Here is a 25,052-nt window from a genome sequence, read left to right as displayed (position 1 = left end):
CGGGCTCTGCTGGGCCGAGCAGCTCGCCCACCAGGCCGGCGAGCGCTCGCACGTCGTCGGCGGCCGTCCAGCCCTCGGGCGGGCTGCCCGCCCGAGGGCGCAGCGCGGCGGCGCCGTCGGGCCGGACGGCCACGTCCGCGGCGACGAGCGGGCCGTGCTCCAGCCCGGCGGAGTGCAGCGCGGCGAGCGCCTGCGCCACCGGGACGAGCACGCCCGCCGCCTCGGGCGCGGTGAGCCGGCGGCGGGCGGCGAGGACCGTGGGCAGGTCGGCGGCGTCGCCCCGCGCGTAGCGCACGTCGAGCGCGCCGGGCCGGGTCGCGGCCGCGTCCCGCACGGCCACCAGGTGCGGGTGCTCCAGCCCGACGAGCGCCTCGAGCCGCGCGGCGAGCGCGGCGCGGGCGGCGGCGTCCACCGGCACGGGCACCACGACGACGCCGGGGGCGGCCGGCGGGCCGCCCGGTCCTGACGGTGCGGGGTCGAGGTGCGTCACGCCACCCATTCGACACCGCGACGCGCGACGGCGTGCGCCGTCGTCCACAGGCACCGGCCGGCGACGAGCCGCCGGGCCGCCCACGCCGTGCGCGGTCAGACGGCGACCGTGCGCCCCTCGCGCGCCGCGACCCGTGCGGCGTCGAGCACCTCGGCCGTCCGCACGGCGTCGGCGGGGTCGACGGGGATCTCGCCGTCGCCCTGCAGCCACGCCCCCAGGGCCCGGTAGAAGTCGGCGTGGCCGCCCGGCGCCTGCGGCACCGCCTCGCGCTCGCGCCCGTGCGTCAGCCAGCCGAGCGTCCCCTCCGGCGCGTCGGCGTCGAAGACCTCGAACGGCGAGGCGTCCTGCTCGAAGCTCGTGACCACGTACGCCCCGGCACCGCCCAGCACGCGCGTGCGCGGCCCCGGCGCACCGACGACGGAGCCCGCCCACAGGCGCGAGACGACGCCGCGCTCGGACGCCGCGACGCCCCCGCCGGGCTCGTGGGCCAGGACGAGGAAGACGTCGTCCTCCGTGGGCGTGGTGAGCCGGCGGGTCTGCGCCCAGACGCTCGTGACGCGGCCGAACAGCCGGGTGGCGGAGTCCACCAGGTGCAGGCCGAGGTCGAGCAGCAGGCCGCCGCCGGCCGGGTCGTTCTCCTTCCACCGCTGCTGCGGGCGCGGGCGCCAGCGCTCCCAGCGCCGCTCGAAGGTGTGCACCTGGCCCAGGTCGCCGCGGCGCAGCAGCGCCTCGAGGGTCAGCTGCTCCGGGTCCCACCGCCGGTTCTGGAACACCGTGAACGGCGTGCCGGTCGCCGCGGCCTCGGCGACCACGGCGCGGGCCTCGTGCGCGTCCACGCCGATGGGCTTGTCGAGCACGAACGGGACGCCCGCCCGCGCCAGCAGCGCGCCGTGCTCGGCGTGCAGCGCCGTCGGGCTCGTCACCACCACGACGTCGTAGGTGCCACGGGCGGCGACCAGCGCCGTCAGGTCGTCGTGGAACCGCACCCCCGGCCAGTCGGACGCCGCCTGCTGGCGCCGCCCGGGGTCCCGCGTCACCACCGCGGCCACCGTGTGGCCCGCCTCCCGCACGAGGCGGGAGTGGATCCCCCGCCCCGCTCCTCCGTACCCGACGATCGCGATCCGCAGCGCTGTCATGGGCCCCATCGTCTCAGGCCCGGGGCAGGTCAGCGGCTCGGGCACCGGCCCCGCGGCGGCTCAGGCCCGCGGCGGCTCAGGCCCGTGGCGGCTCAGGGCCGCCGCGAGAGCCGGCTCGGCCACCACGCCGCCCGGCCGAGGTCGTGGGCGAGCGCGGGCACCAGCAGGCTGCGCACCACCAGCGTGTCGAGCAGCACGCCGAACGCGACCACGAACGCGATCTGGGCCAGGAACAGCAGCGGGATGACGCCGAGCGCCGCGAACGTGGCCGCCAGCACCACCCCCGCCGACGTGATGACCGACCCGGTCACCGCGAGCCCGCGCAGCACGCCGGGGCGCGGCCCGACGGCGGCGGCCTCCTCGCGCACGCGGGTCATGAGGAAGATCGAGTAGTCGACGCCGAGGGCCACGAGGAAGCAGAACCCGTAGAGCGGCACGGCCGGGTCGGCGCCCGGGAAGCCGAGCACGTGGTCGAACACCAGCGCCGCGACGCCGAGCGTGGCGCCGAAGGACAGCACGTTCGCCGCCACGAGCAGCACGGCCGCCACCACCGAGCGCAGCAGCGCGACGAGGATCAGCAGGATCACCGCCAGCACCGCCGGGACGATGACCCGCAGGTCGCGCTGGCCGGCCAGCTGGGTGTCGAGCCGCTCGGCGGCCGCTCCCCCGACGAGCGCGTCGGGCGCCACCTCGTGCACCGCCGCGCGCAGCGCCTCGACGGTCGCCACGGCCTCCTGGGAGTCGGACGGCGCGGCCGTCGTGACGTCGACGCGGACCGTGCCGCCGACGACGCGCGGCGGGCCGGAGGCGGGCGCGCCGGGGGCCGCCGCCGGGCCCTCGCCCACCGGGGTGACGGCCTCGACGCCGTCCGTGCCCTCGGCCGCGGCGACGACGGCGTCGAGGTCGCCCTCCGGCGCGACCACGACGGCGGGCTGGGCCGACACCCCGGCGAAGTGGCGCTGCAGGGCCCGCTCGCCGTCCACCGAGTCCACCTGGCCGAGGAACACGTCGGCCTCGCTCGTGCCGTCGGCGTCGAACGTCGGCACGAACGCCGCGGCCGCCGCGAGCGCCACCGTGCAGACGACCCACACGAGCCGGTCGCGGCGGCCCACCGTGCGGGCCACGTGCGACCACAGCCGGTGCCCCTCGACCTCGACGGCTTCCGGTCCGGCGCCCATCGCGCCGGCGGTCGCCGCGCCGGCCGGCCCCGCACCGGCCGGCCCCGCACCGGCCGGCGCGACGTAGCGCGGCATCCGCGGCCAGAACAGCGCCCGCGAGCGCCGCCCGGCGATCACCAGCAGCGCCGGCAGCAGGGTCAGGGAGGCCAGCAGCGCGGACGCGATGCCGATCGCCGCCACCGGGCCGAGGCTGCGGTTGGAGGACAGCTCGGACAGCAGGAGGCACAGCAGGCCGGCCGCGACCGTCGCGGCGCTCGCCGCGATCGGCGGCACCGAGGCGCGCCACGCGCGCGCGACCGCCGTGCGCGGGTCGGGCACGCGGCGCAGCTCCTCGCGGTAGCGGGCGACCAGCAGCAGCGAGTAGTCGACGGCCGCCCCCACGACAAGGATCGACAGGATCCCCTGGGACTGGCCGTTGAGGACGAGCACCCCGGCGTCGGCCAGCAGGTAGACCACCAGCCCCGCGAGCGCGAGGGCGAGCACGGCGGTGAGGATGACCAGGAACGGCAGCACGGGCGAGCGGTAGACGAGCGCGAGGATGACCAGCACGGCGCCGAGGGCGACCAGCAGCAGCAGGGTGTCGATGCCGCCGAAGGCGGCGGACAGGTCGGCCACGAAGCCCGCCGGGCCCGTGACCCAGGCGTCGACGCCGGTGCCGGCGAGCCCGCCCTCGTCGGCCGGCGCCGCCACGAGGTCGCGCAGCGCGGCGACGGCGAGGCTGCCGAGGCGCTCCTCGTCGGGCCCGACCCGCTGCGAGGACCGGTCGGCGTCGAGGGGCACCACCACGAGCGCCGCCCGGCCGTCCTCGGCGGGCACGGCCACCGGGTCCGCGACCAGCACCTCGCGCACCGTCGCCGGGCCGTCCTGCCCCGTGCCCTCGAGCGGCGCGTCGGCCAGCCCGGCCGCGAGCCCCTGCACGGCGCGCTGCGCCGCCGCGGCCAGCTCGCCGCCGTCCTCGCCCTCCACGACCACGAGGGCGGGCAGCGACTCGCCCTCGTCGAACCCCGCGGCGGCGGCCGCCGCCCGGGTGGACTCCGCGTCGGACGGCAGGAACGCCGCCGCGTCGTTGGTCTGCACCGACGCGAGGCGCCCCTGCACGGGGCCACCGACGGCGCCGACCGCCAACCAGGCGACCAGGGCTGCCAGGATGAGCAGGCCCGACCAGAGGCCCCGTGATTTACTCAGCATTCTGAGTATTATTGAGACGGTCAGGAGGACCGGCAAGTGGACGACAAGCTCCGCACCGACGGGACGGTGGTCGACCCCGTCTCCGAGGACCCGGCGCAGTGGCCGCTGGGCCGGCTGCTGTTCGCCGTCACGCACCGGGTGGAGCAGGAGTGGAACGCCTACCTCGGCGCGTGGGACCTCAACCACGCCGCCTTCCCCGTGCTCCTGCACCTGCTGGCCGGGCCGCGCACGCAGCGCGAGCTCGCCGCGGCGTCGCGCGTGCGGGAGCAGACGATGAGCCGGGTCCTCGCCCGGCTGGAGCGGCAGGGCTACGTGGAGCGCGCGGACGACCCGGCCGACCGCCGGCGCCGCTCGGTCGCGGTCACCGACGCGGGCCGCGAGGCGGCCCTGCAGGCGGCGCGCACCGCCCCGGCCGAGCGGATCGTGACGCGCGGGCTCGACGACTCCCAGCGCACGGCGCTGCGCGATGCCCTCCTGGCCATGCTGGCCGCGGACGACGTCGCCGGCGGCCCGGCGGGCGCCGACGGCGCCGACGGGGTCTAGCCTCTGGAGTCGTGGGGACGATCGAGATCGAGCACCTGGCCGGGCACGTCGACTACCACGAGGGCTGGGAGCTGCAGCGGCGCGCGCACGCCGCCGTCAGCGCCGGCGAGCGCCCGCCGGTCGCCTACCTCCTCGAGCACGCGAGCGTGTACACCGCCGGCCGCCGCACGCGCCGCGACGAGTACCCCACCGACGGCACGCCCGTGGTCGACGTCGACCGCGGGGGCAAGATCACCTGGCACGGCCCCGGCCAGCTCGTGGCCTACCCGATCGCCCGGCTGGTCTCCCCCGTCGACGTCGTCGAGTACGTGCGCACGCTCGAGGCGGCCGTGATGGACGTGTGCGCCCGGCTCGGGGTCGCCACGGTCCGGGTCGAGGGCCGCAGCGGGGTGTGGCTCGCGGCCGACGACGGCGCGGCGACCGGCGCCGGCCCCCGGCGCGAGCGGAAGGTGTGCGCCATCGGGGCGCGCGTGGCCCGCGGCGTCACCATGCACGGGCTCGCGCTCAACTGCGACCCCGACCTCGGCGCGTTCGGCCGGATCGTGCCGTGCGGCATCGACGACGCCGACGTCACCTCGCTGAGCGCCGAGCTCGGCCGCGACGTCACCGTCGCACAGGTGCGTCCGCTGCTGGCCGACGCCCTGGTGCGGCACCTGGCGCCCCTCGTGAGCGAGGTCACGCCCGCCACGGCGGACGGCACGACGACGCAGGCCGCAGCCGTCGTAGGGTGAAGCGGTCCGCGAGGGTGGGGACCGCTCCCGCCCCGAGACCACCGAGGGGACGCAAGGGGACACCGTGACGATCGCACCCGAGGGCCGGCGCATGCTGCGCGTCGAGGCCCGCAACGCCGCCACGCCGATCGAGAAGAAGCCCGAGTGGATCAAGACCCGGGCGGTGATGGGCCCCGAGTACCGCGACCTCAAGGGGCTCGTGAAGGGCGAGGGCCTGCACACCGTCTGCGAGGAGGCGGGCTGCCCCAACATCTTCGAGTGCTGGGAGGACCGCGAGGCCACCTTCCTCATCGGCGGCGACCAGTGCACCCGGCGCTGCGACTTCTGCCAGATCGACACGGGCAAGCCGGCCGCGTTCGACGCCGACGAGCCGCGCCGGGTGGCGGAGTCGGTGCGCACGATGGGCCTGCGCTACTCGACGATCACCGGCGTCGCCCGCGACGACCTGGCCGACGGCGGCGCGTGGCTCTACGCCGAGACCGTGCGGCAGATCCACGCCCTCAACCCCGGCACCGGCGTCGAGCTGCTCATCCCGGACTTCAACGCCATCCCCGAGCTGCTCGACGAGGTCAACGGCTCGCGCCCGGAGGTGCTGGCGCACAACCTCGAGACCGTGCCGCGCATCTTCAAGCAGATCCGCCCCGGCTTCCGCTACGAGCGCTCGCTGTCCGTGCTCACCCGGGCGCGCGAGGCCGGGCTGGTCACCAAGTCCAACCTGATCCTCGGCATGGGCGAGTCGCTCGACGAGGCCGTCGACGCGCTGCGCGACCTGCACGAGGCGGGCTGCGACCTGGTGACGATCACCCAGTACCTGCGCCCCTCCCTGCGCCACCACCCGGTGGACCGCTGGGTGCGGCCCGAGGAGTTCGTCGAGCTGTCCCAGGCGGCCGAGGAGATCGGCTTCCTCGGCGTCATGGCCGGCCCGCTCGTGCGCTCGTCCTACCGCGCCGGGCGGCTGTGGGGCCAGGCCATGACCAAGCGCGGCATCCCGATCCCGCCGGCGCTGGCGCACCTCGCCGAGCCGACGACGTCGCGCCAGGAGGCGGCGAGCCTCCTCGCGCGCTGACCGGCGCGGTCCGCCCGCCCGCGCCCCCGCTCCGCCCGCCCGAAGCCCACTAGAATCGATGACCATGGCCCGCACCTCGAACGCGTCCTCGGACGCCACCACGCCGAAGAAGCCGAAGAAGCAGCGCTGGTACCACCAGGTCTGGGCCGCGTACCAGATGACGCGGCGCCAGGACCCCACGGTCACCTGGCTCATCCTCGGCATCTTCGTCGCCGTCCTGCTGCTGGGCCTGGTCATCGGCCTGCTCATCGGCCACCCGGTCTACGTGACGATCGTGGCGCTGCCGTTCGCGCTGCTGGCCGGCATGTTCACGCTCACGCGCCGCGCCGAGCGCGCCGCCTACACGCAGATCGAGGGTCAGCCGGGCGCGGCCCGCGCCGCGCTGGGGACCGTCCGCGGCGGGTGGACCTTCGACGACGAGCCGGTCGCGGTCAACCCGCGCACGCAGGACTTCGTGTTCCGCGGCGTCGGGCGCCCGGGCGTCGTCCTCGTCTCCGAGGGCCCGGCGCACCGCGTGACCCGCCTGCTGGAGGACGAGCGCCGCCGCGTCGCGCGCGTGGTGCCGAACGTGCCGATCACCCTGGTGCAGGTCGGCAACGAGGAGGGTCAGGTGCCGCTGACCAAGGTCGCCCGGACCGTCACCCGGCTGCGTCCGAAGCTCACCCGGCCGGAGGCGGCCGAGGTCAGCAAGCGCCTCAAGGCCCTGAGCACCAACAAGCTGCCCATCCCCAAGGGCGTGGACCCGTTCCGCGCCCGCCCCGACCGCAAGGGGATGCGCGGCCGCTGACGGGCCCGACCGGGTTCCGACCGGCCGCACGACGACGGAGGGCCGGCACGCTGCGCGCGTGCCGGCCCTCCGTCGTCCCGGCGCGCTGCCGCCGTCCGGTCCCGGCCGACGTCCGGGCTCGTCGCTCCCGGTCGACCTCCCGGCTCGCCGCTCCGGTCGACCTCCGGCTCGTCTGTTCGGTGATTCGTTGGCCGATCGGTGATCCGGATCGCCGAACAGCCAACAAATCACCGAACAGACGGCTCCGCCCGCGCGTGCCAGCCGTCCGCCGTCGCGCGGCCGAGCGGTCAGCGCCGGGTGATGTCAGCGCCGGACGGTCAGCGCCAGGCGATGTCAGCAGCGGGTGACGTCAGCGCCGGGTGATGACCGTGCCGGCGGCGCGGTCGTGCAGGCCGCGCCCGTCGCCGTCCCAGATCACCGCGGGGATCACGAGGCACAGCAGCACCGTGCGCACGGCCGAGCGCCAGAAGCCGACGAACGCCCCCTCGACCGTCCCGGTCCCCGGCGCGCCCAGCACGCGCACCTGCAGGCCGAGCAGCCGGTGGCCGATCGTGAAGCCGACCGAGCCGACCAGCACGATGTTCATCGCCGCGAGCACCGCCAGGGGCACGAAGTCGTTGCTCCCGGGCACCAGCGCGGAGATCGCCAGCGCGATCACCCAGTCGACGCACAGGGCGACGACGCGTCGCCCGAGGGAGGCCATCGAGCCACTGCCCTCGTGCGGCAGCCCGAGCCGGTCGTCCCGGTCACCGCCGGGGGTCGACCCGCCCTCGAGCCACGAACCGATGTCCTCGCGCGATGCCATTCCCCCAGGCTAAGCGCGCCACGGGCACCGCCCGGAATGTCTCGCATGCCGGACGGCGGCGTCCGCCCATCGGCTCTCGCGGCACGCTCGCGGCGCGGCAGCGTGCCGCGAACCTTCACTTTCAGGCCGCGTCGGTAACACGGACGAAACATCTCCGGCACCCCCGGGTAACCCCGAGCCCCTACGTTCGGGGCAGCCGACTGACCGGCACCGAACGACCAAGGAGCGCATGGATGTTCAAGAACGCCGAGGAGGCCATCGCCTTCACCCGCAACGAGGGGGTGGAGTTCATCGATGTCCGGTTCGTGGACCTGCCCGGTGTGTGGCAGCACTTCAACATCCCGGTGTCGCAGTTCGGTGAGGACTCCTTCACCGAGGGCCTGATGTTCGACGGGTCGTCGATCCGCGGCTTCCAGGCGATCCACGAGTCCGACATGAAGCTCGTGCCGGACGTGCAGACCGCCTTCATCGACCCGTTCCGCAAGCGCAAGACGCTGGTCATGAACTTCTCGATCGTGGACCCGTTCACGGACGAGGCCTACTCGCGCGACCCGCGCACCATCGCCGCCAAGGCCGAGGCCTACCTCGCCTCCACCGGCATCGCGGACACCGCGTTCTTCGCCCCGGAGGCGGAGTTCTACCTGTTCGACGACGTCAAGTTCATCACCAACCAGCACGAGAGCTACTACTCGATCGACTCCGTCGAGGCCGCGTGGAACACGGGCCGCGAGGAGGAGGGTGGCAACCTCGGCTACAAGACGCGCTACAAGGGCGGCTACTTCCCCGTCTCGCCGTCGGACCGCTTCGCTGACCTGCGCGACGACATGGTGAACGTGCTCGGCCAGGTCGGTCTCGACGTCGAGCGTGCGCACCACGAGGTGGGCACCGCCGGCCAGCAGGAGATCAACTACCGCTTCAACACGCTGCTGCACGCGGCCGACGACCTGATGAAGTTCAAGTACGTCATCCGCAACGTCGCGTTCAACGCGGGCAAGACGGTCACCTTCATGCCGAAGCCGATCTTCGGCGACAACGGCTCGGGCATGCACTCCCACCAGTCGCTGTGGCAGAACGGCGACCCGCTGTTCTACGACGAGAAGGGCTACGGCGGCCTCTCGGACATCGCCCGCTGGTACATCGGCGGCCTGCTCAAGCACGCCCCGTCGCTGCTGGCGTTCACCAACCCCTCGGTGAACTCCTACCGCCGCCTGGTGCCGGGCTACGAGGCCCCGGTCAACCTGGTCTACTCGGCCCGCAACCGCTCGGCCTGCATCCGCATCCCGGTGACGGGCTCGTCGCCGAAGGCCAAGCGCGTCGAGTTCCGCGTGCCGGACCCGTCGGCCAACCCGTACCTGGCCTTCTCGGCGCAGCTGCTCGCCGGCATCGACGGCATCAAGAACCGCATCGAGCCCGCCGCGCCGATCGACAAGGACCTCTACGAGCTGCCCCCCGAGGAGCACGCCCAGATCGCGCAGGTCCCGGGCTCGCTCGACGCCGTGCTCGACAACCTCGAGGCGGACCACGAGTTCCTCACGCAGGGCGACGTGTTCTCCGAGGACCTCATCGCGACCTGGATCGACTACAAGCGCCGCAACGAGGTGGACCCGGTCCGCCTGCGCCCGACGCCGCACGAGTTCGAGCTGTACTACGACATCTGATCGGTCTCGCCCACGGCTGCGGCCGTGAGACTCCGACCAGCGCAGACGGCACCCCCGTCGCCCTCGTGGCGGCGGGGGTGCCGCACGTCGTGCCGCAGGACGCGCCCCGATGCCCGCCCGCACCGGGGCGCCGTCGGGCCGGCGGCCGCCGCGGGGCAGCTCGACGCGCCGCATCCGGCACAGTGGACCCTGTGAGCCAGGAGCCGCGACCGGGGGTGCTGCGCGGGCAGCCGAGCATCGCCCACCTGGACGCGGACGCGTTCTTCGCCTCGGTCGAGCAGCACCAGAAGCCCTCGCTGAAGGGCAGGCCTGTCCTGGTGGGCGGCAGCGGCCCCCGCGGCGTCGTGGCGGCCGCCTCCTACGAGGCCCGGGCGTTCGGGGTGCGCTCGGCCATGTCGATGGCTCTCGCGCGGCGCAAGTGCCCCCAGGCCACCGTGCTGGTGCCGAGGCCCGCGGCGTACAGCGCGTACTCGGCAGCCGTCATGGCGGCCCTGCGGGAGCGGACCGAGCTCGTCGAACCCCTGAGCATCGACGAGGCCTTCGCCGACCTGGGGCACCTGTCCCCGGGCCCCGACGGATGGACCCGGGTCGCCGCTGACCTGCGCGCGCGGGCCGTCGAGCTGTCCGGTGTCCCGGTCTCGGTCGGGATGGGCCGCTCCAAGCTGGTCGCCAAGCTCGCCTCGGCGGCCGCCAAGCCGGCCGGTGTCCTGGTCGTGGCGCCCGACGGCGAGGACAGGTTCCTCCTGCCGCTGCCGGTGCGGTCGCTGTGGGGCGTCGGACCGGTCTCGGCCGAACGGCTCGAGCGCATCGGGGTGCGCACCGTCGAAGACCTGCGCACCCAGCCGCTGGACACGCTCGTGGCCCTGGTCGGGGACGCGGCAGGCACGAACCTGTACCGGGTGGCCCGCGGCTGGGACGACCGGCCGGTGACGGTGCAGCGCGAGCGCAAGTCCGCCGGCGCCGAGCGCACCTTCGACTCCGACCTGTACGGCCGGGCGCAGGTCGCCGCGCAGATCCCGGCCGTCACCGCGCAGGCGATGGCCCGCCTGTCGCGGCGTGCGGCCGCCGCCCGCACCGTCACGGTGAAGGTGCGCTTCGCCGACTTCACGACCGTCTCGCGGTCGGTGACGCTGTCCTCCCCCTCCTCGGACAGCCGGGTCCTGACCGACGCCGCGCGCCGAGCCCTGGACCTGGTCGAGACCGACGCGCCGGTGCGGCTGCTGGGAGTCTCCTTCCACGGGCTGTCCGAGCACGCCCAGCTCGCCCTGGACATCCAGCTGGACGACGAGCCGGACGCCCCGCAGGCGTCGCACGCGTCGGAGGAGCCGGACGTCGACGAGCCGGCCGCGCCGTCGCGCGCCCGGCGCACGCACGGTTCGCTGCGCGAGCAGGACTGCGCCCCGGGCGTCGACCTCGAGCACCCCCGCTACGGGCGCGGCTGGCTGGTGCGGGTGCGCGACGACGGGCGCGTCGCCGTGCGGTTCGAGACGGCAGCCACGGGCCCGGGGCGCCAGCTCAACGTCGAGATGGACGAGCTGCAGCTGGTGGCGCCGCTCGGGCCCGACGGCGCGCCGGCGACCTGAGCGCGCCGGCCGCACGGCCCCCTCCCGCGAGCGCCGCGGGCGCCGCGGGCCGCTGCGGGCCCCGGCTTCGCGGGGCGTCTTCCCGTTGCCGCCGCGTCTCGAGCTGGACGTGCCTTGACCGGTGCAGGGCGATGGACGACGCTCGAGGAATGGGCACCCCCCGCGGCACCAGCTGCGCCTGTGGGGTCCGATGACGGGTTCGCCAGAGGTTGCGGTGATCGGGGGCGGGATCGTCGGCCTCTCGACCGCGTACGCGTTACGTGAGCAGGGCGTCGCGGTGCGCCTGTACGAGGCCGGCGTCCCCGGCTACGGCCAGTCCGCCGGCGAGTCGCGCATCTTCCGGCATGCGCACGACGACCCGCGGCTCGTCGCGTTCGCGCGCGAGAGCCGCGGAGTGTGGGCCGAGTGGGCCGAACGGCTCGACGTCGAGCTCATCTCTCCGGACGGTGCGGTGGCGATCGGCGAGAGCGCGCTCCAGCGGCTGCTTGTGCTCGAGCGTGTCGGCGGCGTGGCCGCGCGCGCGATCGACTCGGACGAGCTGGCCGAGCGGATGCCGCTGCTCGCTGGGTACTCCGGGCCTGCGATGTTCGACGAGGCGGGCGGCGCGATCCGTACGCGCGCCGCCATCGAGGCGCTGGCCGGTCAGCTCGGGGACGCCGTCGTGACCGGCGAGGTGGTCTCGATCGAACCCCGCGGCGACAGCGCGGTCGAGGTGCGTAGCGTCACCGACCGCGCTGTCTACCCGAGCGTGGTCGTGTGCGCCGGTCGCGAGACCGCCCGCCTGGCACGGACCGTCGGCCTCTCGTTGCCGGTCCGCCTCGCAGCACACGTGCGGCTGACGTTCGCCGTGCGAGCCGCCGCCCCGGCGCGGGTCGCGTGCTTGCAGGACGGCAGCGGCGACTTCGGCGAGGTCGGCGTCTACGCGACGCCGCTGCCGGGCAACAGCCGCTACGCGGTCGGACTCAGCGAGACGGTCGGCGTCCGCGACGACGGGACGTTCATCGACCCCGGGGCAGTTCGATCGCTCGACGAACGAGCGCGCGAGTATGTGGCACGGGCGCTGCCCGGCCTCGACCCGGTGCCGCGAGAGTTCGTCCACTGCTGGGTGACCGACCTGCCGTGGAGCGAGGACGGCGTGGCCGTCTGGGAGGCAGGTCGAATCCTCTTCGTCGCCGGTCACAACCTCTTCAAGCAGGCACCATCGCTGGGCCGCGCCCTCGCCCGGGCCGCGACCGGCAACGGTCTCGCCCCCGAGCTCGCCCCCGAGGCGCGCCTCGGGGAACCTCAGCAGTAGTCCCCCGGTGACCCTTCCGGTGCCGCGCTCAGGGAGTCGCCGGCGGCACGGGAGGACGGCCACCGGTGCGCCACGCGCACGCGTCCGCACGAGCGGGATGCGCCGGGCACGATGTCCCCTGCCCGACGGTGCTGCCGGCTACCCGGAGCTGCGCCACCTGCTCCTGCCGACCGACTGGCCCCATGCCCGCCCGGCCGCCGCCGTGCGGGTCACCGACCGGCGAGGATGCCCGCGAGCCGGCTCGCCGGCTCGTGGAACGCGGCGCTGTTCGGGTCGGCCACCCAGATCTCGCCGTCCCAGGCGCGGAACGCCAGCCCCGCCCAGAACTCGTCGAGCTCCCGGTCGTCGCTGTCGTCGCCCGACTTCCCGACGGATGCGAGCACGCACGCGGCGCCGTCGGAGACGTCCGCGAGCACCTGCGCGACCAGCGCCGTCTCCAGGCCCGGCGCGACCTGGTCCAGGGACGACGCCGAGGCGACGGTCGTCAGGAGGACGGCGGTGCCGGCCGCAGTTTCGAGACCAAGGCGCGCATCCGGCAGCCACAGTCCGCCCCGCTGCTCGAACGCGGCGGACAACCGGGCGTGCGCCTCGTCGATCGTGTCCAGGACGTCGTGCAGCTCTGCGCCCTCGAGCCGGACCGGGTTGAGCACGGATCCCTCGACGAACGCCAGCGTCACGGCCACGCCGTGGTGTCCGTCCCCCGGGCTGATCCCGAGCGCGCACTCGGCCAGCAGCGGGCTGACGTCGCTCAGCAGCGACTCGACCTCGTCAGGGGTGACGTGCCGGTAGGAGTGCTGCGACGTCCACGCGTGCCGGGCGGCGACCTCCGGCGGGACGTCGACGGGGGCCTTGAGCTCCGCACGGAAGCGGCGCAGGCCCGCACCGCTCTCGTCGTGCCCGGCCAGGGCGCGGTAGGTCTGGGTGCGCACGGTCGAGCGGCGCAGCGCGTCGAGGATCGCTGCCGAGCTCATGGTCGGCGTGGTTGCCATCGTCCCTCCTGTCGAAACTGATCAGCCCGCGGCCCAGTCTCGACAAACGAGCCGACCCCCGCACATCGAGGCCCGCAGCACCGCGGCACCGTCGGCAGGGCCGCGACCAGCGCGATCCGGCGAGCCCGCGCTGTGGGCGATCCGCAACGAGGCCGAGCTGGTCCTCGAGAGCCGCTGGGCGGTGCGGGTTCGTACGGACCGCAGGCTCGGCGAGCCCCGATCCGCGGCGTCGCTTCATCCGCCGCACCACCGCCGTCCTGCTCACCACCATCGACTCCCCCCGGAGCTACCTCCAGGGCCGCTCGGACCGCGACGTCACCCTCGCCCGGCGCACGGACCGCAGCAAGCGCGAGTCCCGCTGACGCGCTCTGCCTTCGCGCCGGCACGTGGCGCACCCACCCGATTGGCGGTCCGATTCCTGCCAGACAACCCCGCTGGGGCCGCCATAACGTCCACGCCATGACAGTCCCGCCGCACGTCGCCATCGACCCTGCGATCCTTTATTTCGGCACCCCGGTCATCCTGCTCAGCTCTCTCAACGAGGACGGGACGACGAACCTCATGCCGATGTCGTCCGTGTTCTGGCTCGGCCGGCGCGCCGTTCTGGGGATCGGCGCCAAGAGCCAGACCGCACTCAACATCGAACGACGCCCCGAGGTCGTGATGAACCTCGTCTCGGCCGACCTGGTGTCGCATGTCGACCGGCTCGCCCTGACCACCGGCCGTCCGGACGTCCCGCGGTGGAAGGCAGACGCGGGATACGTCCACGAACCCGACAAGTTCCGGGCAGCGGGCTTGAGCGCCGTGGCGTCCGCGACGGTGCGTCCCCGGCGGGTCGCCGAAGCTCCGGTCCACCTGGAGGCGCAGGTCAGGGCGCTGCACCAGCTCGAGGCGGACGACGTCGCGGCGGGGCGGCGCACGCTCGTGGTCGAGGCCCAGGTGACGAAGGTATGGATCGCACCCGACCTGCGTCTTGCCGGGTATCCGGATCGCGTCGACCCCGACCGCTGGCGTCCGCTCATCATGAGCTTCCAGCACTTCTACGGGCTCGGAGCGCGCGTCCACCCGTCCCGCCTGGCCAGCATCGACGAGGACCGGTACCGCGTGCCGGCCCCGGCGGGACGACGAGCAGAAGCACCCGCGCCGTAGTCGCGCCGGCGTACGGGCCCGACAGCACACCAGGTGCTGCGCGCGCGCCGATGGTCCTCGGCACGCCCGGAGAGGAGGCGATCCCCGAGGGGGCGCCGCCCTCAGCGACCGAGAAGCAGCCTGCCGCCGGGGTCGTCGACGCGCCCCGGGTGCAGCTCCGCCGGAGCACGCCATGGCAGGGCGTGCCTCTCGACGGCGACGTCGCCGTCCGCGAGCTCGAGCGCCCAGACGTCAGCGAGCCACGTCAGCCCTGGCACCCGCCGGCGCGGTAGGGCTGCTGCTCCCTGAGACCCACGAACGCGGGTGCGGCGTACAGGCGTTCGAGCCAGCGTCGCTCGTGGCGCCGGCGCAGCGCCCCCGCGACCAGCCGACCCATGGCGGCGACGACAGCGGTGCTGTCGCCGGCCGAGAACGCCGCCGCCCCAAGGTCCACGGCCCCGCCGGGCGGCATGCCCGCGAAGGTACGGGTACCCGTGGCGCCGGGAGTCGCCGTCGCATCGTCACGCATGTCCACCCTCGCTCACCGGTGGTCGTCACCGCGGAAGACCTGCTTGGCGACGGCCATGGCGGACATGGCCTTGGGCCAGCCGGCGTAGAACGCCAGGTGGGTGACGGCCTCGATGAGCTCGGTCTCGGTCAGGCCGTTGTCCTTGGCCAGGCCCAGGTGGTACACGAGCTGGTCGGTGTTGCCGGAGGTCAGCAGCGCCGCCACGGTGACCAGGCTGCGGTCGCGCGGGGCGAGCTCGGGGCGGGTCCACACGTCGCCGAACAGCACGTCGTCGGTGTAGCCGACCAGGGCGGGGGCGAAGTCGCCGAACATGCGCTCGGCGCCGGAGGGCTGGGTGTCGGTCATCAGGGATCCTTCCGATCTTGTGGTGCGCTGGGGCGCGTCGGGGGCGGGCGGTCAGCGGTTGACGTAGCCCATGTGCTCGGCGTTGTAGCGATCGCCGTGCACGCCGACGCGGACGGCGAGCTGGTCGAGGTCGGCCACCTCGTCCGCGGACAGCGCCACCTGGGTCGCGGCGGCGTTCTCCTGCACCCGCTCGATGCGCCGCGTGCCCGGGATGGGCACGATCCACGGCTGCTGCGCCAGCAGCCAGGCCAGGGCGACCTGCCCGGGGGTGGCGCCCTTGACCTCGGCCAGACCGCGCACGTGCTCCACCAGCGCGGTGTTGGCCTGCAGGTTCTCGGCGGCGAACCGCGGCACCCGCTCGCGGATGTCACCGGGCGTGAACGTGGTGGAGGCGTCCACCGTGCCGGTGAGGAAGCCCTTGCCCAGCGGGCTGAACGGGACGAACCCGATCCCCAGCTCGGCCAGCGTGGGCAGCACCTCCGGCTCGGGGTCGCGGGTCCACAGCGAGTACTCGCTCTGCACCGCGGTGACCGGGTGCACGGCGTGCGCCCGGCGGATCGTCCCGGCGGCGGCCTCGGACAGCCCGAGGTGGCGCACCTTGCCCTCGGCCACCAGCTCCCCCACCGTGCCGGCGACGTCCTCGATCGGCACGTCCGGGTCGACGCGGTGCTGGTAGAACAGGTCGATCACGTCGGTGCGCAGCCGGCGCAGCGACGCCTCGGCCACCCGGCGGATCTGCTCGGGGCGGGAGTCCAGGCCGACGCTCTTGCCGTCCTTGATCCGCCAGCCGAACTTGGTGGCGATGACCACCTGGTCGCGCACCGGCTCGAGAGCCTCCCCGACCAGCTCCTCGTTGACGTACGGGCCGTAGACCTCGGCGGTGTCGAAGAACGTGACCCCGAGGTCCACCGCGCCGCGCAGCACCGCGATCATGTCCTCGCGGCTGCCGGGGTTGGGCCCGTAGCTCTGCGACATGCCCATGGCGCCCAGGCCGACCGCGGAGACCTCGAGTCCCTGTCCGAGCGTGCGTGCGTGCATCGTGCTCCTCCTTCGTACCGGTGGTGGGTCAGGCGGGGGCGCCCGGCTCCAGGCGCAGGGTGGTGGCGGCCGCGCCCGGGGTGGTCATCGCGGCGCCGAAGCCGCCGCGGCCGTACTTGGCCCAGTAGGCCCGGTCGACGGCGGCGCGCACGTCCGGGTCGGCGGGCACGAGCCGGACCGTGGCGGCGCGCCCGGCGCCGCGCACCCGGGCGTACGGGTGCGCGCCGACCTGGCGGAACCAGCTGCCGCCCGGGCCGTTGTACGACCGCACGTACAGCTGGTCGCCCACCCGTACCACCCAGATCGGCAGCGGCGTGCGGGGCGTGCCGTCACGCCGGATCGTCGCGATGCGGATCTCCGAGGCGGCGCCGAGCGCGTCCAGGTCGGTCCGCGCCCACGTCGCGGCGCTCATGCGGCACCGCCGGCGAGGTCCAGGACCAGGCGGCCGCGCACGCCACCCTTGTCCATCAGCGCGTGCGCGTCGGCCGCCTGGGCGTCCACACCGTCCGGGACCAGGGCGCGGACCCGTGCAGAGACGTCCTCGCCCCGCGCCCCGAAGTCGCCGCCATCAGCGGTCACTCCCACTGCTGTGATCGTCACACTCATCCCTCGCTCGAAGACTCGCCCGCCGATGCGGGCAAGGCCATCTGACATCCGGTCCGCCGCGCCGCGGGAGTCTCCGCTGTGAGGGGTACCGGCAGTGCCCCTCACAGCAGCGCCAGGCGCGGGGCGTCGTCGTGACCGCGCGGCGTGCGCGCTCAAGGCGCCCGGCGTGCCGCCGCGGTGCTGGCCCGCCTCCCTGTGCCGACGTCGGGGGCCTCAGCCGGCGTCGACGGCGTCGCGCTCGGCGGCCGTCGGCGCGGCGTGGGTGGCGGCCCAGCTCGCCAGGAGGCGCAGCGCGTCGTCCGTGCCGGTTCCCGGCTGCGGGGTGTACACCAGCATCGACAACCCCTGCTCGGCGAACAGGTCCAGGGCCTGGTAGGTCAGGTACAGGTCCCCCACGACCGGGTGGTGGAAGTGCTTCTTGCCGGTGTAGTGCTGCTTGACGTGGTGCGCCGCCCACCGGGTGCGGAACTCGGGCGACCGGGTGGACAGCTCCCCGACCAGCTCGCTCAGCGCCTTGTCGTGCGGGTCGCGGCCGGCCTCGGTGCGCAGGATCGCCACGGTGTCGTGCGCCGCCCGCTCCCAGTCCGGGTAGAACCGGTGGGCCCGGTCGTCCAGGAACGCGAACCGGGCCAGGTTCGGCGACGGCGCCTCGAACGCCTCGGAGTACACCGCCCGCCCGAGCAGGTTCGCCGCCAGCAGGTCCATCCGCCCGTTGCGCACGAACGCCGCCCCGCCGGTGAAGGCGTCCAGCGTCGCCTGCACCTCCGCGCGGATCCGCGTCGCCCGCCGCGGCTGAGCCCGGCGTGCGCCGCCCTGCGCCGCCCGGGCCAGGTCGAGCAGGTGCGCCCGCTCGGCTTCGTCCAGGTGCAGGGCACGGGCGATCGAGTCCAGCACGGCCTCCGACACGCCTGCGAGGTTGCCGCGCTCCAGCCGGGTGTAGTACTCGATGCTCACCCCGGCGAGCTCGGCGACCTCCCGGCGGCGCAGCCCGGGCACGCGGCGCATCGTGCCGTCGTCGACCACGCCTGCCTCCGCGGGCGTGATCCGCGCCCGACGTGTGGTGAGGAAGTCGCGCACCTCGCTGCGGTTGTCCATGCCTCGACCGTAGGTCGACGCGTCTCGCGGTGGGAGTCACCGGCGGTACCCCTCAGGAAGGGGCGCCGAGCGCGCCGGCCGCTGCTGCTGCCGTTCTAGGCGGGGCATCGGACGTCGCGCTTGGCACGCTATTCCCGTCCTACGCAGGGTGGCGGACAGCGCGATCCGGCCGTCCGGCGTGACGGAGGAGGAGCGACGGATCGCTGTCCACGACGACATCTGATCGGTGCCGCAGCCCGCGACGGCCCCCTGACCCCGCAGCAGCGCGGCTGGGGGCCGTCTCGACGCCCCGGGGCGCGCTCGACGCCGCGCTACCGTGGCGGTGTGCGGTTCGCGAAGGGGCGGTCCTGGCGGTTGTCGGTCGGCGACGACGTGCACCTGACCACGGCGCTCGTCGTGCGGGACGCCGCGCGGATCGTGGTACCGCCCGGCGACGGCGCCGGACCTGACGGCGGCGCGCCCGCCGACGTCCCGCCGCCCCTGCGGCGGCCGCCCGCGCCCGTCGACCTCCTCTCCCCCGCCGACCGGGTCGCCGCCGGTCCTGGCTGGTTGGCCTGGTACAGCGCCGTGGTGGACCTGATCGTCGAGGAGCAGCGGGACCCGCCGCCCTCGGGCGTCGGCAAGGCGTGGCAGCGCTGGGCGCGGGCCCGGGCCGCCGCGCGCCACGCCGTCGGGGCGTGGCCGGAGTTCGCCGGGCTGGCGTCCGAGCCCCTGCTGCGCCGCGCGGCCCTGGCGGCCTACCGCGACCCCCCGCCGTCGGACCGCGGCATCGCCGCGGCGCTGCCGACGGACAGGGCGACGTGGTTTGCCCAGCGCGCGATCGTCGACGACATCGTCGCGCGCCGCGGCGCCGACCCGGGCGACCTCGACGGCGCCGTCGTCCTGCTCCCGGTCGCCGGCACGTGGTGGCACCTGGCGGCGCCCGGTGTCGTGCTCGCCTCCGGCGACGCGTACCTCGACGAGGCGCTGGGCCCGCGGCTCGTGCGGACGGCCCTGGAGTCGTCGCTCGACCGCGTGCGATGACCGCGACGCCACGACCGCGACGACGTCAGCTCACCCTGGCACGGTCGCTCACGGTCATACGGGCGGTCGTCGTGGTCAAACCGGCGACGTCGTCGCCGAGGCGCGCCCGGGCCGCGGCGAGCTCGTCGATGCGGTTGACGACCCACCGCGCCAGCGCCGTCAGGATCGCCGATGCGGCGAGAAGGCCCAGGACGTTGCCGAGGTCGACGACCTCGAGCGGCGCCAGCCGTGACCCGAACATGCCCGTGCGCCCGAGCACGACGGCGGACACGACGCCGAGGACGATCGGCACGGACTGGCGCAGGCGACTCGACCACGCCAAGGCGATCAGGCCGACCACGATGACGACCACGGTGGCGCCACCGCTGAGCGAGACGCCGAGCGGGCCCAGGCCTGGGTAGGGCGCCGTCGCCATGACCGGCAGGCCGGCGGCCAGCGCGGCCACCAGCACTCCGATCCGCCGCCCCACCGACCACGCCGGCGCGGACCCCCAGGCCGCACGCTCGGCGGACACGACGGCGCACGCGGTGTGACCGACCGCCCACCCCGCGGCCGTGAAGGCGGCGAGCAGCTCGCCCCGCGCGATCAGCAGGGCGATCGTGAGCCAGGCCATGACGGCGGCGGCCACGAAGAGGCCGCGGGCCACCGGCAGGGAGGCCGCCACCAGCGCGAGCGCACCCGCGGCCCAGAGCACCCACGGGGCGGTCATCGGCGCCAGCGCGAGCACTGCCCCCGGTCCGTCGGCGGTGCCGAGGGCCCGGGCAGCACCGCCCAGAGCGGCCGCCGCCGGCAGGGCCAGGAGCAGCGGGAGGAGGAGCAGCAGCGCTTCCGTCCCGCCCCTGCGCTGCCGCGGCGTCGACCCGAGCGGCGCGAGCAGCCACTCGCGGGCCGCCGCACGCAGGAGGTCGGACCGCTCGCCGGGGGCGGGCCGCGACTGCCCGGGCGCCGCGGCGGCGAGCAGGTGGCCGAGCATCTCGGCCTGGTGAGCCCGCCGGTAGCTGTACGGGAAGAGGGCCGTCAGCCGCCGGTAGTCCCGCGCGAGCGCCGGGGTCACGAACACCTTCTCGCCGGTCATGCCGTCGCCCCTCCCAGGTTCGCCCCGCCCAGCCCAGCCCCGCCCAGCCTCGTCCCGCCCGACGACGCCGTGGGGAGCGCGGGCGCCGCCTGGCCGCGCATCCGGAGCCGCTCGAGCGCCCGCTGCGCCTGCGTCTGCGCACGCTCCGCCTCGGCAGCGAGCCGCGCGCCCCCCTCGGGCGTCAGGCGGTAGTACCGCCGCAGCCGGGAGTCCACCACCTCCTCGCGGTCGACCTCTACCAGCCCGGCGACCACGAGCCGGTCGATCGCCCCGTACAGCGTGCCGGTCCGCAGGGCGATCCGGCCGCCCGAGCTCGCCTCGACGTCCTTGACGATCCCGTACCCGTGCATCGGCCCCTGCGCCAGCGCCGACAAGATGAGGAAGGCGGGTTCCTGCAGCCCTTGGGAAGCCATGCCGGCGAACATACCCTCGCCACGAACTTATGCCCGGCCGACACGCCCACCCTCGTCCCCTCTCCTCGACCTCCGGCCGCCGCGGGACCACCATGGGACGAGACGCACCGAGGGACTGACCGAGGGCACGGGCCCAGCGAAGGGCCCAGCGAAGGGCCCAGCGGAACGCCCGACGACGGGCCGGCCACGCACACGCCTCGGAGGGGCTCATGGCCTGGTACACCCACCACGTGGTCGACGCCGGGCGCGCACCCACCCTCGTCGCGCTGCTGGGCTTCGTCGTGACGTTCCTCGTCGTGCGTGCCGTCACGCGCCGCATCCGGGCGCGTGCGCACGCGGAGGGGGCGGACACCGCGCCCGCGGCCGGCGGGACCGCACGCCGCCGGCGCCGGCTGATCGGCGACGTCACGATCGGCGGCGTCCACGTGCACCACCAGGTGTGGGGCATCCTGCTGGTCCTGGTCACCGGCCTGCTCCTGCTGCGCTACTCCCCCGGCGAGCCGGCGTCCTTGATCCTGGGGCTGATGTTCGGCGTCGGCGCCGCGCTGGCGCTCGACGAGTTCGCGCTGTGGCTCTACGTCGACGACGTCTACTGGAGCCCGCAGGGCGAGAAGTCGATCGAGGCGGTGCTGGTCGGCGCCGCCGTCGGCGCGGCGCTCCTGGTCGCCACCTCGCCCGTCGGCGAGACGCCCGACGAGGTCGAGGGCGGCCTGCGGGCCTACGCGCTCTCCGTCGTGGCGCACATGGCCTGCGCGGTCGTGTGCTTCCTCAAGGGCAAGGTGGCCACCGGGATGGTGGGCATCGTCGTGCCCGTCGTGGCGGCGGTGGGGGCGGTACGGCTGGCGAAGCCGTCGTCGTCCTGGGCCCGACGGCGGTACGCGGACCGCCCCCGCCGGCGCGCCCGCGCCGAGGCGCGGTTCGGCGCGCGCTACCAGGCCCGCCAGCAGCGCGTGCGCACGCTCCTCGGCGGCGCACCGACCCCACCGGCACCGCCGTCCTGAGCGCCGCGCGGTCGAGCGTCAGCGCGCGACGGGCACGAGCTCCACGTCGTGGAGACGCCCGTCGGCGGCCGTCGCGGTGAGGTAGGTGCCCACGGGCTGGCGCCGCCGGTCGGTCGGCGACCCGGGGTTGAGCAGCCGCATCCCGGCGGGGCTGACCGTGTCCCACGGGATGTGGCTGTGGCCGAAGACGAGCACGTCGGTGTCCGGGAACGCCCGGTCCGCCCGGACCTCCCGGCCCTGCTTGGGGCCCGTCTCGTGCACGACCGCCAGGCGCACGCCCTCGACCGTCACCCGGGCGACCTCGCCCAGCCGGTCGTGCAGCTCGGCTCCGTCGTTGTTGCCGGCGACGCCGACGAGCCTGGCGGCGCGCCCCGCGAGCGCGTCGAGCAGCTCGAGGGTCACCCAGTCCCCGGCGTGCACCACCACGTCGGCAGCGTCCACGGCGCGCCACACCTGCTCGGGAAGGGCGCGGGCGCGGGCGGGCACGTGGGTGTCGCTGAGCAGCAGCAGGCGGGTCGGCACGCCGCCACGATAGGCGTCGCCTCCGTGGCGCCGCCCGCGAGGCCCCGCGACCGCCTCGCGGTGCCATCCCTGGCGCCCACCCCTACCGTGGAGCCATGGCCGAGCCCGAGCCTGTCCGTCGGCGCGGCGATGCGCACGGGTTGGACCGCGTCCTGGCGTTCGCCGACGCGGTGGCCGCCATCGCCCTCACGCTGGTGATGCTGCCGCTCGTCGACCAGGCGATGGCCGCCTCGTCCGCGCAGGGGTTCTTCGCCGACAGCTGGCCCGACATCGTCTCGGCCGCCATCAGCTTTGCGGTGATCGGGATCTTCTGGCACGAGCACCACTGGCTCTTCGTCCGGGCGACGGGCTACAGCCCGCGGATCCTGCAGATCGAGCTGTTCTGGCTCGCCTCGATCGTCGCGCTGCCCGTCGCGACGGTGCTGGACGTCGTGGTCGCGGCCGACGACGACCGGCTGGCGCTCGGCGTCTACGTCGGGACGATGCTGTTCGGCTCGCTGTGCCTGCACGCCGAGGAGACGGCGTTGCGCCGCGGCGGGTTCCTGCCCACCGTGGCGCGCGAGGGCCCGTTCGAGCGATGGTTGGTCTCAGGACTGTTCGGTCTCGCGTTCGTGCTCGCGCTGCTCTTCCCGGGCGCCGGCGCGGCGTGGCTGCTCGTGCTGCTGCTCGAGCGCCCGCTGCGCGCGGCGGCCGAGCGCCGGCGCAGGGCGGCGGGCCGGCAGCCCGCGTAGAGGGGGGATCGCCCGAGGACCGCACGCCGACGTGAGGAGCCCCCAGATGTCCCACCACGACCCGTTCACCGCCGGGTTCGCCGGCGACCCCGACCACGACTTCGAGATCCGCACCGTCCTGGGCCACGCCTACAGCGGCGCCGCCGACGTCGGCGAGGTCCTCGCAGCCGTCTCGGGCCTGCGCGACGACGACCACGAGGCCTGGTTCGCGGCCTGGGACGGGCTCGGCGACCGGGTCGCCGCGCTCGCCGAGGCGGCGACGGGCCCCGGCCGGGAGGCCAGCGCGGCGTCGGCCTGGCTGCGCGCCTCCGGGTACTACGGGGTGGCGGTCGACGCGGTCGCCGCCCTGGACGACGACGACCGCCTCCTGGCCACCTTCCGCAAGCACCGCGCCGCGTGGGACCGCTGGGTCGACACCGCCGCCGTCGACGTCGAGCGCGTCGAGATCCCGTACGAGAGCACTCCCCTGCCCGGGTACCTCTTCCGCGCCCCGGGCTCCGGCGCCGACGGACGCACCGACGGGGACGCCGGCGCCCGGCCCCTGCTGGTCGCCGTCAACGGCTCGGACGGGTCGCTGACCTCGCTGTGGGCGGCCGCCGTGCACGGGGCCCTGGCCCGCGGCTACCACGCGCTCGTCTTCGACGGACCCGGGCAGCAGTCGATGCTCTTCGAGCGGGGCGTCCCGTTCCGCCCCGACTTCGAGGCGGTGCTCACGCCGGTCCTGGACGCGGCGACGGCCTACCCGGGCGTCGACGCCGACCGGGTCGTCGTCTACGGCATCAGCCAGGGCGGGTACTGGGTCACCCGGGCGCTCGCGTTCGAGCACCGCCCCGCCGCGGCGGTCGTCGACCCGGGCGTGGTGGACGTGGCGGCGTCGTGGACCGGCCGGATGCCGCACAGCCTGCTCAAGCACCTCGACGCCGGCGACGACCGCAGGTTCGACAAGGAGATGGCGCTCGGCATGCGCCTGAGCCCGGGCACGGCGCGCACGTGGCGCTTCCGCGCGCGCCCGTACGGGACCGACGGCTACGCCGCCACGGTGCGCGCCGTGCGGCAGTACGACGCGCGCGGCGTCGCGGGCCGCATCACCACGCCCCTGCTGATCGCCGACCCGGAGGACGAGCAGTTCTGGCCCGGCCAGCCCGCCGAGCTGGCCCGGCTGACGCCCGGCGTCTCCACGCTCGTGCGGTTCACGGCCGCCGAGGGGGCGAACCACCACTGCCAGCCGCTGGCCCGCGCGCTCACCGAGCAGCGGATGTTCGACTGGCTCGCCGGCATCGACGGGCTCGGGCAGGGCGCCGCGACCGGCGCGCAGGCCCCCGCCGCCTCGCGCACCGCCTGAGCCGGCCGGCCCCACCGGCAGCCGCCCCGTGCGGCCGGGCCGGGGCGTGCCCATACTCGGCCGGTGGGATTCCTGAGCGAGGACGCCGTCGCCACGTTCGTCGACGTGCTGGTCCGGCTGGTCGAGACGGCCGGGGCGGTCATCATCTTCAGCGGCTGCGTGATCGCGTTCGTGCGGTTCCTGGTCCTGGCGGTCCGCGAGCGCCGGGTGTCCTCCTTCACCCGGGTGCGCCTGGACCTGGGCCGCATGCTCGCGCTCGGCCTGGAGTTCCAGCTGGCCAGCGACGTGCTGCGCACGGCCGTGGCGCCGACCCTGCGCGAGATCGCCGAGCTCGCCGCCGTCGCCGCGATCCGCACCGCGCTCAACTTCTTCCTCGCCCGCGAGATCCGCGAGGAGCGCGAGGAGATCGCCCGCGACACGGCAGAGCGCGACACGGCCCAGCGCGACACGGCCCAGGCGGCCGGGTGACCGACGCGGTGCGCGACGTCGTCGCGCTCGGGGTCGTGGCCGCCGGCCTGCTCAGCGGCGCCGCCGTCGCGCTCGTGACGCGCGCCCCGCTCGCGGGCCTGCAGTGGCTGCTCGACTTCCTCCTGGCGGCCGGGCTGCTGCGGCTCGGCGCCACGGGCACGCCGACGGCGCTGGCCACCGCGGCGGCGATCGTCGCCGTCCGGCAGGTCGCGGGGCTGGGGCTGCGGCGCGCCCGCGCCGCGCTGGCCGTGCCCGCGCCCGAGCCGCCCGCGCCGAGCCCGTGACCGG

The 25,052-nt window shown here is 75.3% G+C and carries 27 protein-coding genes and 1 pseudogene; 14 read left to right on the top strand and 14 right to left on the bottom strand.

Annotated features, from left to right (window positions below; genetic code table 11):
* The 3 genes and pseudogenes from GSF02_RS09015 to GSF02_RS09005 all read right to left on the bottom strand — a co-directional run.
* A pseudogene (locus tag GSF02_RS09015) lies at positions 1 to 490 on the bottom strand (hypothetical protein); the annotation flags it as partial.
* Positions 491 to 585: 95 nt separating this feature from the next.
* Positions 586 to 1,626 (bottom strand): Gfo/Idh/MocA family protein, encoded by a 1,041-nt coding sequence (locus tag GSF02_RS09010; protein WP_159794892.1) that lies wholly within the window; start codon positions 1,624 to 1,626, stop codon positions 586 to 588.
* Positions 1,627 to 1,718: 92 nt separating this feature from the next.
* Positions 1,719 to 3,992 (bottom strand): MMPL family transporter, encoded by a 2,274-nt coding sequence (locus tag GSF02_RS09005; RefSeq protein ID WP_159794890.1) that lies wholly within the window; start codon positions 3,990 to 3,992, stop codon positions 1,719 to 1,721.
* Positions 3,993 to 4,028: 36 nt separating this feature from the next.
* Here GSF02_RS09005 and GSF02_RS09000 point away from each other — a divergent pair, with 36 nt between their 5' ends.
* The 4 genes from GSF02_RS09000 to GSF02_RS08985 all read left to right on the top strand — a co-directional run bounded on the left by GSF02_RS09000 (position 4,029) and on the right by GSF02_RS08985 (position 7,119).
* Positions 4,029 to 4,535 carry a MarR family winged helix-turn-helix transcriptional regulator gene (locus tag GSF02_RS09000; protein ID WP_235915465.1) on the top strand — a complete coding sequence of 169 codons (507 nt, stop codon included), beginning with the start codon at positions 4,029 to 4,031 and terminating at the stop codon, positions 4,533 to 4,535.
* 20 nt (positions 4,536 to 4,555) lie between these two features.
* Entirely contained in the window at positions 4,556 to 5,266 is a 711-nt protein-coding gene (gene lipB / locus GSF02_RS08995; protein WP_408003880.1) for a lipoyl(octanoyl) transferase LipB, read from the top strand.
* A 64-nt stretch (positions 5,267 to 5,330) separates the two neighbouring features.
* Entirely contained in the window at positions 5,331 to 6,332 is a 1,002-nt protein-coding gene (gene lipA / locus GSF02_RS08990; protein WP_159794886.1) for a lipoyl synthase, read from the top strand.
* 64 nt (positions 6,333 to 6,396) lie between these two features.
* Entirely contained in the window at positions 6,397 to 7,119 is a 723-nt protein-coding gene (locus tag GSF02_RS08985) for a DUF4191 domain-containing protein (protein WP_159794884.1), read from the top strand.
* 349 nt (positions 7,120 to 7,468) lie between these two features.
* Here GSF02_RS08985 and GSF02_RS08980 read toward each other — a convergent pair whose 3' ends face one another.
* Complete coding sequence (locus GSF02_RS08980; protein WP_159794882.1) at positions 7,469 to 7,924, bottom strand: RDD family protein; 456 nt, start codon at positions 7,922 to 7,924, stop codon at positions 7,469 to 7,471.
* A gap of 233 nt (positions 7,925 to 8,157) precedes the next feature.
* On the opposite strand from GSF02_RS08980, the gene glnA reads away from it, so the two are divergent.
* The 3 genes from glnA to GSF02_RS08965 all read left to right on the top strand — a co-directional run bounded on the left by glnA (position 8,158) and on the right by GSF02_RS08965 (position 12,459).
* On the top strand, positions 8,158 to 9,582 hold the full coding sequence (gene glnA, locus GSF02_RS08975; protein ID WP_159794880.1) for a type I glutamate--ammonia ligase: 1,425 nt from the start codon (positions 8,158 to 8,160) through the stop codon (positions 9,580 to 9,582).
* 191 nt (positions 9,583 to 9,773) lie between these two features.
* Positions 9,774 to 11,165: a DNA polymerase IV gene (locus GSF02_RS08970; RefSeq protein ID WP_159794878.1), complete on the top strand. Its 1,392-nt coding sequence runs from the start codon at positions 9,774 to 9,776 to the stop codon at positions 11,163 to 11,165.
* A gap of 214 nt (positions 11,166 to 11,379) precedes the next feature.
* Positions 11,380 to 12,459, top strand: coding sequence for an NAD(P)/FAD-dependent oxidoreductase (locus GSF02_RS08965; protein WP_159794876.1), 1,080 nt, complete (start codon positions 11,380 to 11,382; stop codon positions 12,457 to 12,459).
* 209 nt (positions 12,460 to 12,668) lie between these two features.
* Here the strand turns inward: GSF02_RS08965 and GSF02_RS08960 are convergent, their stop codons facing one another.
* A complete protein-coding gene (locus GSF02_RS08960) occupies positions 12,669 to 13,448 on the bottom strand; it encodes a hypothetical protein (RefSeq protein ID WP_159794874.1) in 780 nt (259 codons plus the stop codon).
* A gap of 459 nt (positions 13,449 to 13,907) precedes the next feature.
* Here GSF02_RS08960 and GSF02_RS08955 point away from each other — a divergent pair, with 459 nt between their 5' ends.
* A complete protein-coding gene (locus tag GSF02_RS08955) occupies positions 13,908 to 14,597 on the top strand; it encodes a flavin reductase family protein (RefSeq protein ID WP_159794872.1) in 690 nt (229 codons plus the stop codon).
* Positions 14,598 to 14,841: 244 nt separating this feature from the next.
* On the opposite strand, the gene GSF02_RS08950 is transcribed toward GSF02_RS08955, so the two are convergent.
* The 6 genes from GSF02_RS08950 to GSF02_RS08925 form a co-directional block, all read right to left on the bottom strand.
* Positions 14,842 to 15,048: a hypothetical protein gene (locus GSF02_RS08950; protein WP_159794870.1), complete on the bottom strand. Its 207-nt coding sequence runs from the start codon at positions 15,046 to 15,048 to the stop codon at positions 14,842 to 14,844.
* 69 nt (positions 15,049 to 15,117) lie between these two features.
* On the bottom strand, positions 15,118 to 15,450 hold the full coding sequence (locus tag GSF02_RS08945; RefSeq protein WP_159794868.1) for a carboxymuconolactone decarboxylase family protein: 333 nt from the start codon (positions 15,448 to 15,450) through the stop codon (positions 15,118 to 15,120).
* A gap of 51 nt (positions 15,451 to 15,501) precedes the next feature.
* On the bottom strand, positions 15,502 to 16,488 hold the full coding sequence (locus GSF02_RS08940; protein ID WP_159794866.1) for an aldo/keto reductase: 987 nt from the start codon (positions 16,486 to 16,488) through the stop codon (positions 15,502 to 15,504).
* Positions 16,489 to 16,516: 28 nt separating this feature from the next.
* Positions 16,517 to 16,900 carry a DUF2255 family protein gene (locus GSF02_RS08935; protein ID WP_159794864.1) on the bottom strand — a complete coding sequence of 128 codons (384 nt, stop codon included), beginning with the start codon at positions 16,898 to 16,900 and terminating at the stop codon, positions 16,517 to 16,519.
* Positions 16,897 to 17,088 carry a hypothetical protein gene (locus GSF02_RS08930; protein WP_159794862.1) on the bottom strand — a complete coding sequence of 64 codons (192 nt, stop codon included), beginning with the start codon at positions 17,086 to 17,088 and terminating at the stop codon, positions 16,897 to 16,899. Before GSF02_RS08930 ends, GSF02_RS08935 begins: the two co-directional genes overlap by 4 nt.
* 219 nt (positions 17,089 to 17,307) lie before the next feature.
* The gene (locus tag GSF02_RS08925) at positions 17,308 to 18,189 is read right to left on the bottom strand and encodes a helix-turn-helix transcriptional regulator (protein WP_159794861.1); all 882 of its coding nucleotides are present in this window, start codon (positions 18,187 to 18,189) and stop codon (positions 17,308 to 17,310) included.
* A gap of 324 nt (positions 18,190 to 18,513) precedes the next feature.
* On the opposite strand from GSF02_RS08925, the gene GSF02_RS08920 reads away from it, so the two are divergent.
* Positions 18,514 to 19,212, top strand: a complete 699-nt coding sequence (locus tag GSF02_RS08920; RefSeq protein ID WP_159794859.1) for a hypothetical protein — start codon at positions 18,514 to 18,516, stop codon at positions 19,210 to 19,212.
* Positions 19,213 to 19,237: 25 nt separating this feature from the next.
* Here GSF02_RS08920 and GSF02_RS08915 read toward each other — a convergent pair whose 3' ends face one another.
* On the bottom strand, positions 19,238 to 20,287 hold the full coding sequence (locus GSF02_RS08915) for a hypothetical protein (RefSeq protein WP_159794857.1): 1,050 nt from the start codon (positions 20,285 to 20,287) through the stop codon (positions 19,238 to 19,240).
* Positions 20,284 to 20,700, bottom strand: coding sequence for a PadR family transcriptional regulator (locus GSF02_RS08910; RefSeq protein WP_159794855.1), 417 nt, complete (start codon positions 20,698 to 20,700; stop codon positions 20,284 to 20,286). Before GSF02_RS08910 ends, GSF02_RS08915 begins: the two co-directional genes overlap by 4 nt.
* A gap of 209 nt (positions 20,701 to 20,909) precedes the next feature.
* On the opposite strand from GSF02_RS08910, the gene GSF02_RS08905 reads away from it, so the two are divergent.
* Positions 20,910 to 21,701, top strand: a complete 792-nt coding sequence (locus GSF02_RS08905; protein WP_159794853.1) for a hypothetical protein — start codon at positions 20,910 to 20,912, stop codon at positions 21,699 to 21,701.
* Between the two features lie 18 nt (positions 21,702 to 21,719).
* Here the strand turns inward: GSF02_RS08905 and GSF02_RS08900 are convergent, their stop codons facing one another.
* Positions 21,720 to 22,223 (bottom strand): metallophosphoesterase family protein, encoded by a 504-nt coding sequence (locus GSF02_RS08900; RefSeq protein WP_159794851.1) that lies wholly within the window; start codon positions 22,221 to 22,223, stop codon positions 21,720 to 21,722.
* A 95-nt stretch (positions 22,224 to 22,318) separates the two neighbouring features.
* Here GSF02_RS08900 and GSF02_RS08895 point away from each other — a divergent pair, with 95 nt between their 5' ends.
* The 4 genes from GSF02_RS08895 (at position 22,319) to GSF02_RS08880 (ending at position 25,048) form a co-directional block, all read left to right on the top strand.
* Positions 22,319 to 22,954, top strand: coding sequence for a TMEM175 family protein (locus GSF02_RS08895; RefSeq protein WP_159794849.1), 636 nt, complete (start codon positions 22,319 to 22,321; stop codon positions 22,952 to 22,954).
* A gap of 46 nt (positions 22,955 to 23,000) precedes the next feature.
* Entirely contained in the window at positions 23,001 to 24,296 is a 1,296-nt protein-coding gene (locus tag GSF02_RS08890; RefSeq protein ID WP_159794847.1) for an alpha/beta hydrolase family protein, read from the top strand.
* A gap of 63 nt (positions 24,297 to 24,359) precedes the next feature.
* Positions 24,360 to 24,764, top strand: a complete 405-nt coding sequence (locus GSF02_RS08885; protein ID WP_159794845.1) for a DUF1622 domain-containing protein — start codon at positions 24,360 to 24,362, stop codon at positions 24,762 to 24,764.
* Positions 24,761 to 25,048: a hypothetical protein gene (locus tag GSF02_RS08880; RefSeq protein ID WP_159794843.1), complete on the top strand. Its 288-nt coding sequence runs from the start codon at positions 24,761 to 24,763 to the stop codon at positions 25,046 to 25,048. Before GSF02_RS08885 ends, GSF02_RS08880 begins: the two co-directional genes overlap by 4 nt.
* Positions 25,049 to 25,052: the final 4 nt, after the last annotated feature.

The sequence above is a fragment of the Puerhibacterium puerhi genome, from assembly GCF_009846865.1.
Classification (GTDB): Bacteria; Actinomycetota; Actinomycetes; order Actinomycetales; family Cellulomonadaceae; genus Puerhibacterium; species Puerhibacterium puerhi.
This window is presented reverse-complemented; position numbering and strand designations above follow the sequence as displayed.

Bases quoted from the DNA above. Each gene is read 5' to 3' on its own strand.
- GSF02_RS08935 (WP_159794864.1), bottom strand. From the start codon at position 16,900: ATGAGCGCCGCGACGTGGGCGCGGACCGACCTGGACGCGCTCGGCGCC.
- GSF02_RS08915 (WP_159794857.1), bottom strand. From the start codon at position 20,287: ATGACCGGCGAGAAGGTGTTCGTGACCCCGGCGCTCGCGCGGGACTAC.
- GSF02_RS09010 (WP_159794892.1), bottom strand. From the start codon at position 1,626: ATGACAGCGCTGCGGATCGCGATCGTCGGGTACGGAGGAGCGGGGCGG.
- GSF02_RS08960 (WP_159794874.1), bottom strand. From the start codon at position 13,448: ATGGCAACCACGCCGACCATGAGCTCGGCAGCGATCCTCGACGCGCTG.
- GSF02_RS08925 (WP_159794861.1), bottom strand. From the start codon at position 18,189: ATGGACAACCGCAGCGAGGTGCGCGACTTCCTCACCACACGTCGGGCG.
- glnA (WP_159794880.1), top strand. From the start codon at position 8,158: ATGTTCAAGAACGCCGAGGAGGCCATCGCCTTCACCCGCAACGAGGGG.
- GSF02_RS08955 (WP_159794872.1), top strand. From the start codon at position 13,908: ATGACAGTCCCGCCGCACGTCGCCATCGACCCTGCGATCCTTTATTTC.
- GSF02_RS08940 (WP_159794866.1), bottom strand. From the start codon at position 16,488: ATGCACGCACGCACGCTCGGACAGGGACTCGAGGTCTCCGCGGTCGGC.
- GSF02_RS08945 (WP_159794868.1), bottom strand. From the start codon at position 15,450: ATGACCGACACCCAGCCCTCCGGCGCCGAGCGCATGTTCGGCGACTTC.
- GSF02_RS08910 (WP_159794855.1), bottom strand. From the start codon at position 20,700: ATGGCTTCCCAAGGGCTGCAGGAACCCGCCTTCCTCATCTTGTCGGCG.
- GSF02_RS09005 (WP_159794890.1), bottom strand. From the start codon at position 3,992: ATGCTGAGTAAATCACGGGGCCTCTGGTCGGGCCTGCTCATCCTGGCA.
- GSF02_RS08985 (WP_159794884.1), top strand. From the start codon at position 6,397: ATGGCCCGCACCTCGAACGCGTCCTCGGACGCCACCACGCCGAAGAAG.
- GSF02_RS08980 (WP_159794882.1), bottom strand. From the start codon at position 7,924: ATGGCATCGCGCGAGGACATCGGTTCGTGGCTCGAGGGCGGGTCGACC.
- GSF02_RS08890 (WP_159794847.1), top strand. From the start codon at position 23,001: ATGTCCCACCACGACCCGTTCACCGCCGGGTTCGCCGGCGACCCCGAC.
- GSF02_RS08950 (WP_159794870.1), bottom strand. From the start codon at position 15,048: ATGCCGCCCGGCGGGGCCGTGGACCTTGGGGCGGCGGCGTTCTCGGCC.
- GSF02_RS08895 (WP_159794849.1), top strand. From the start codon at position 22,319: ATGGCCGAGCCCGAGCCTGTCCGTCGGCGCGGCGATGCGCACGGGTTG.
- GSF02_RS08905 (WP_159794853.1), top strand. From the start codon at position 20,910: ATGGCCTGGTACACCCACCACGTGGTCGACGCCGGGCGCGCACCCACC.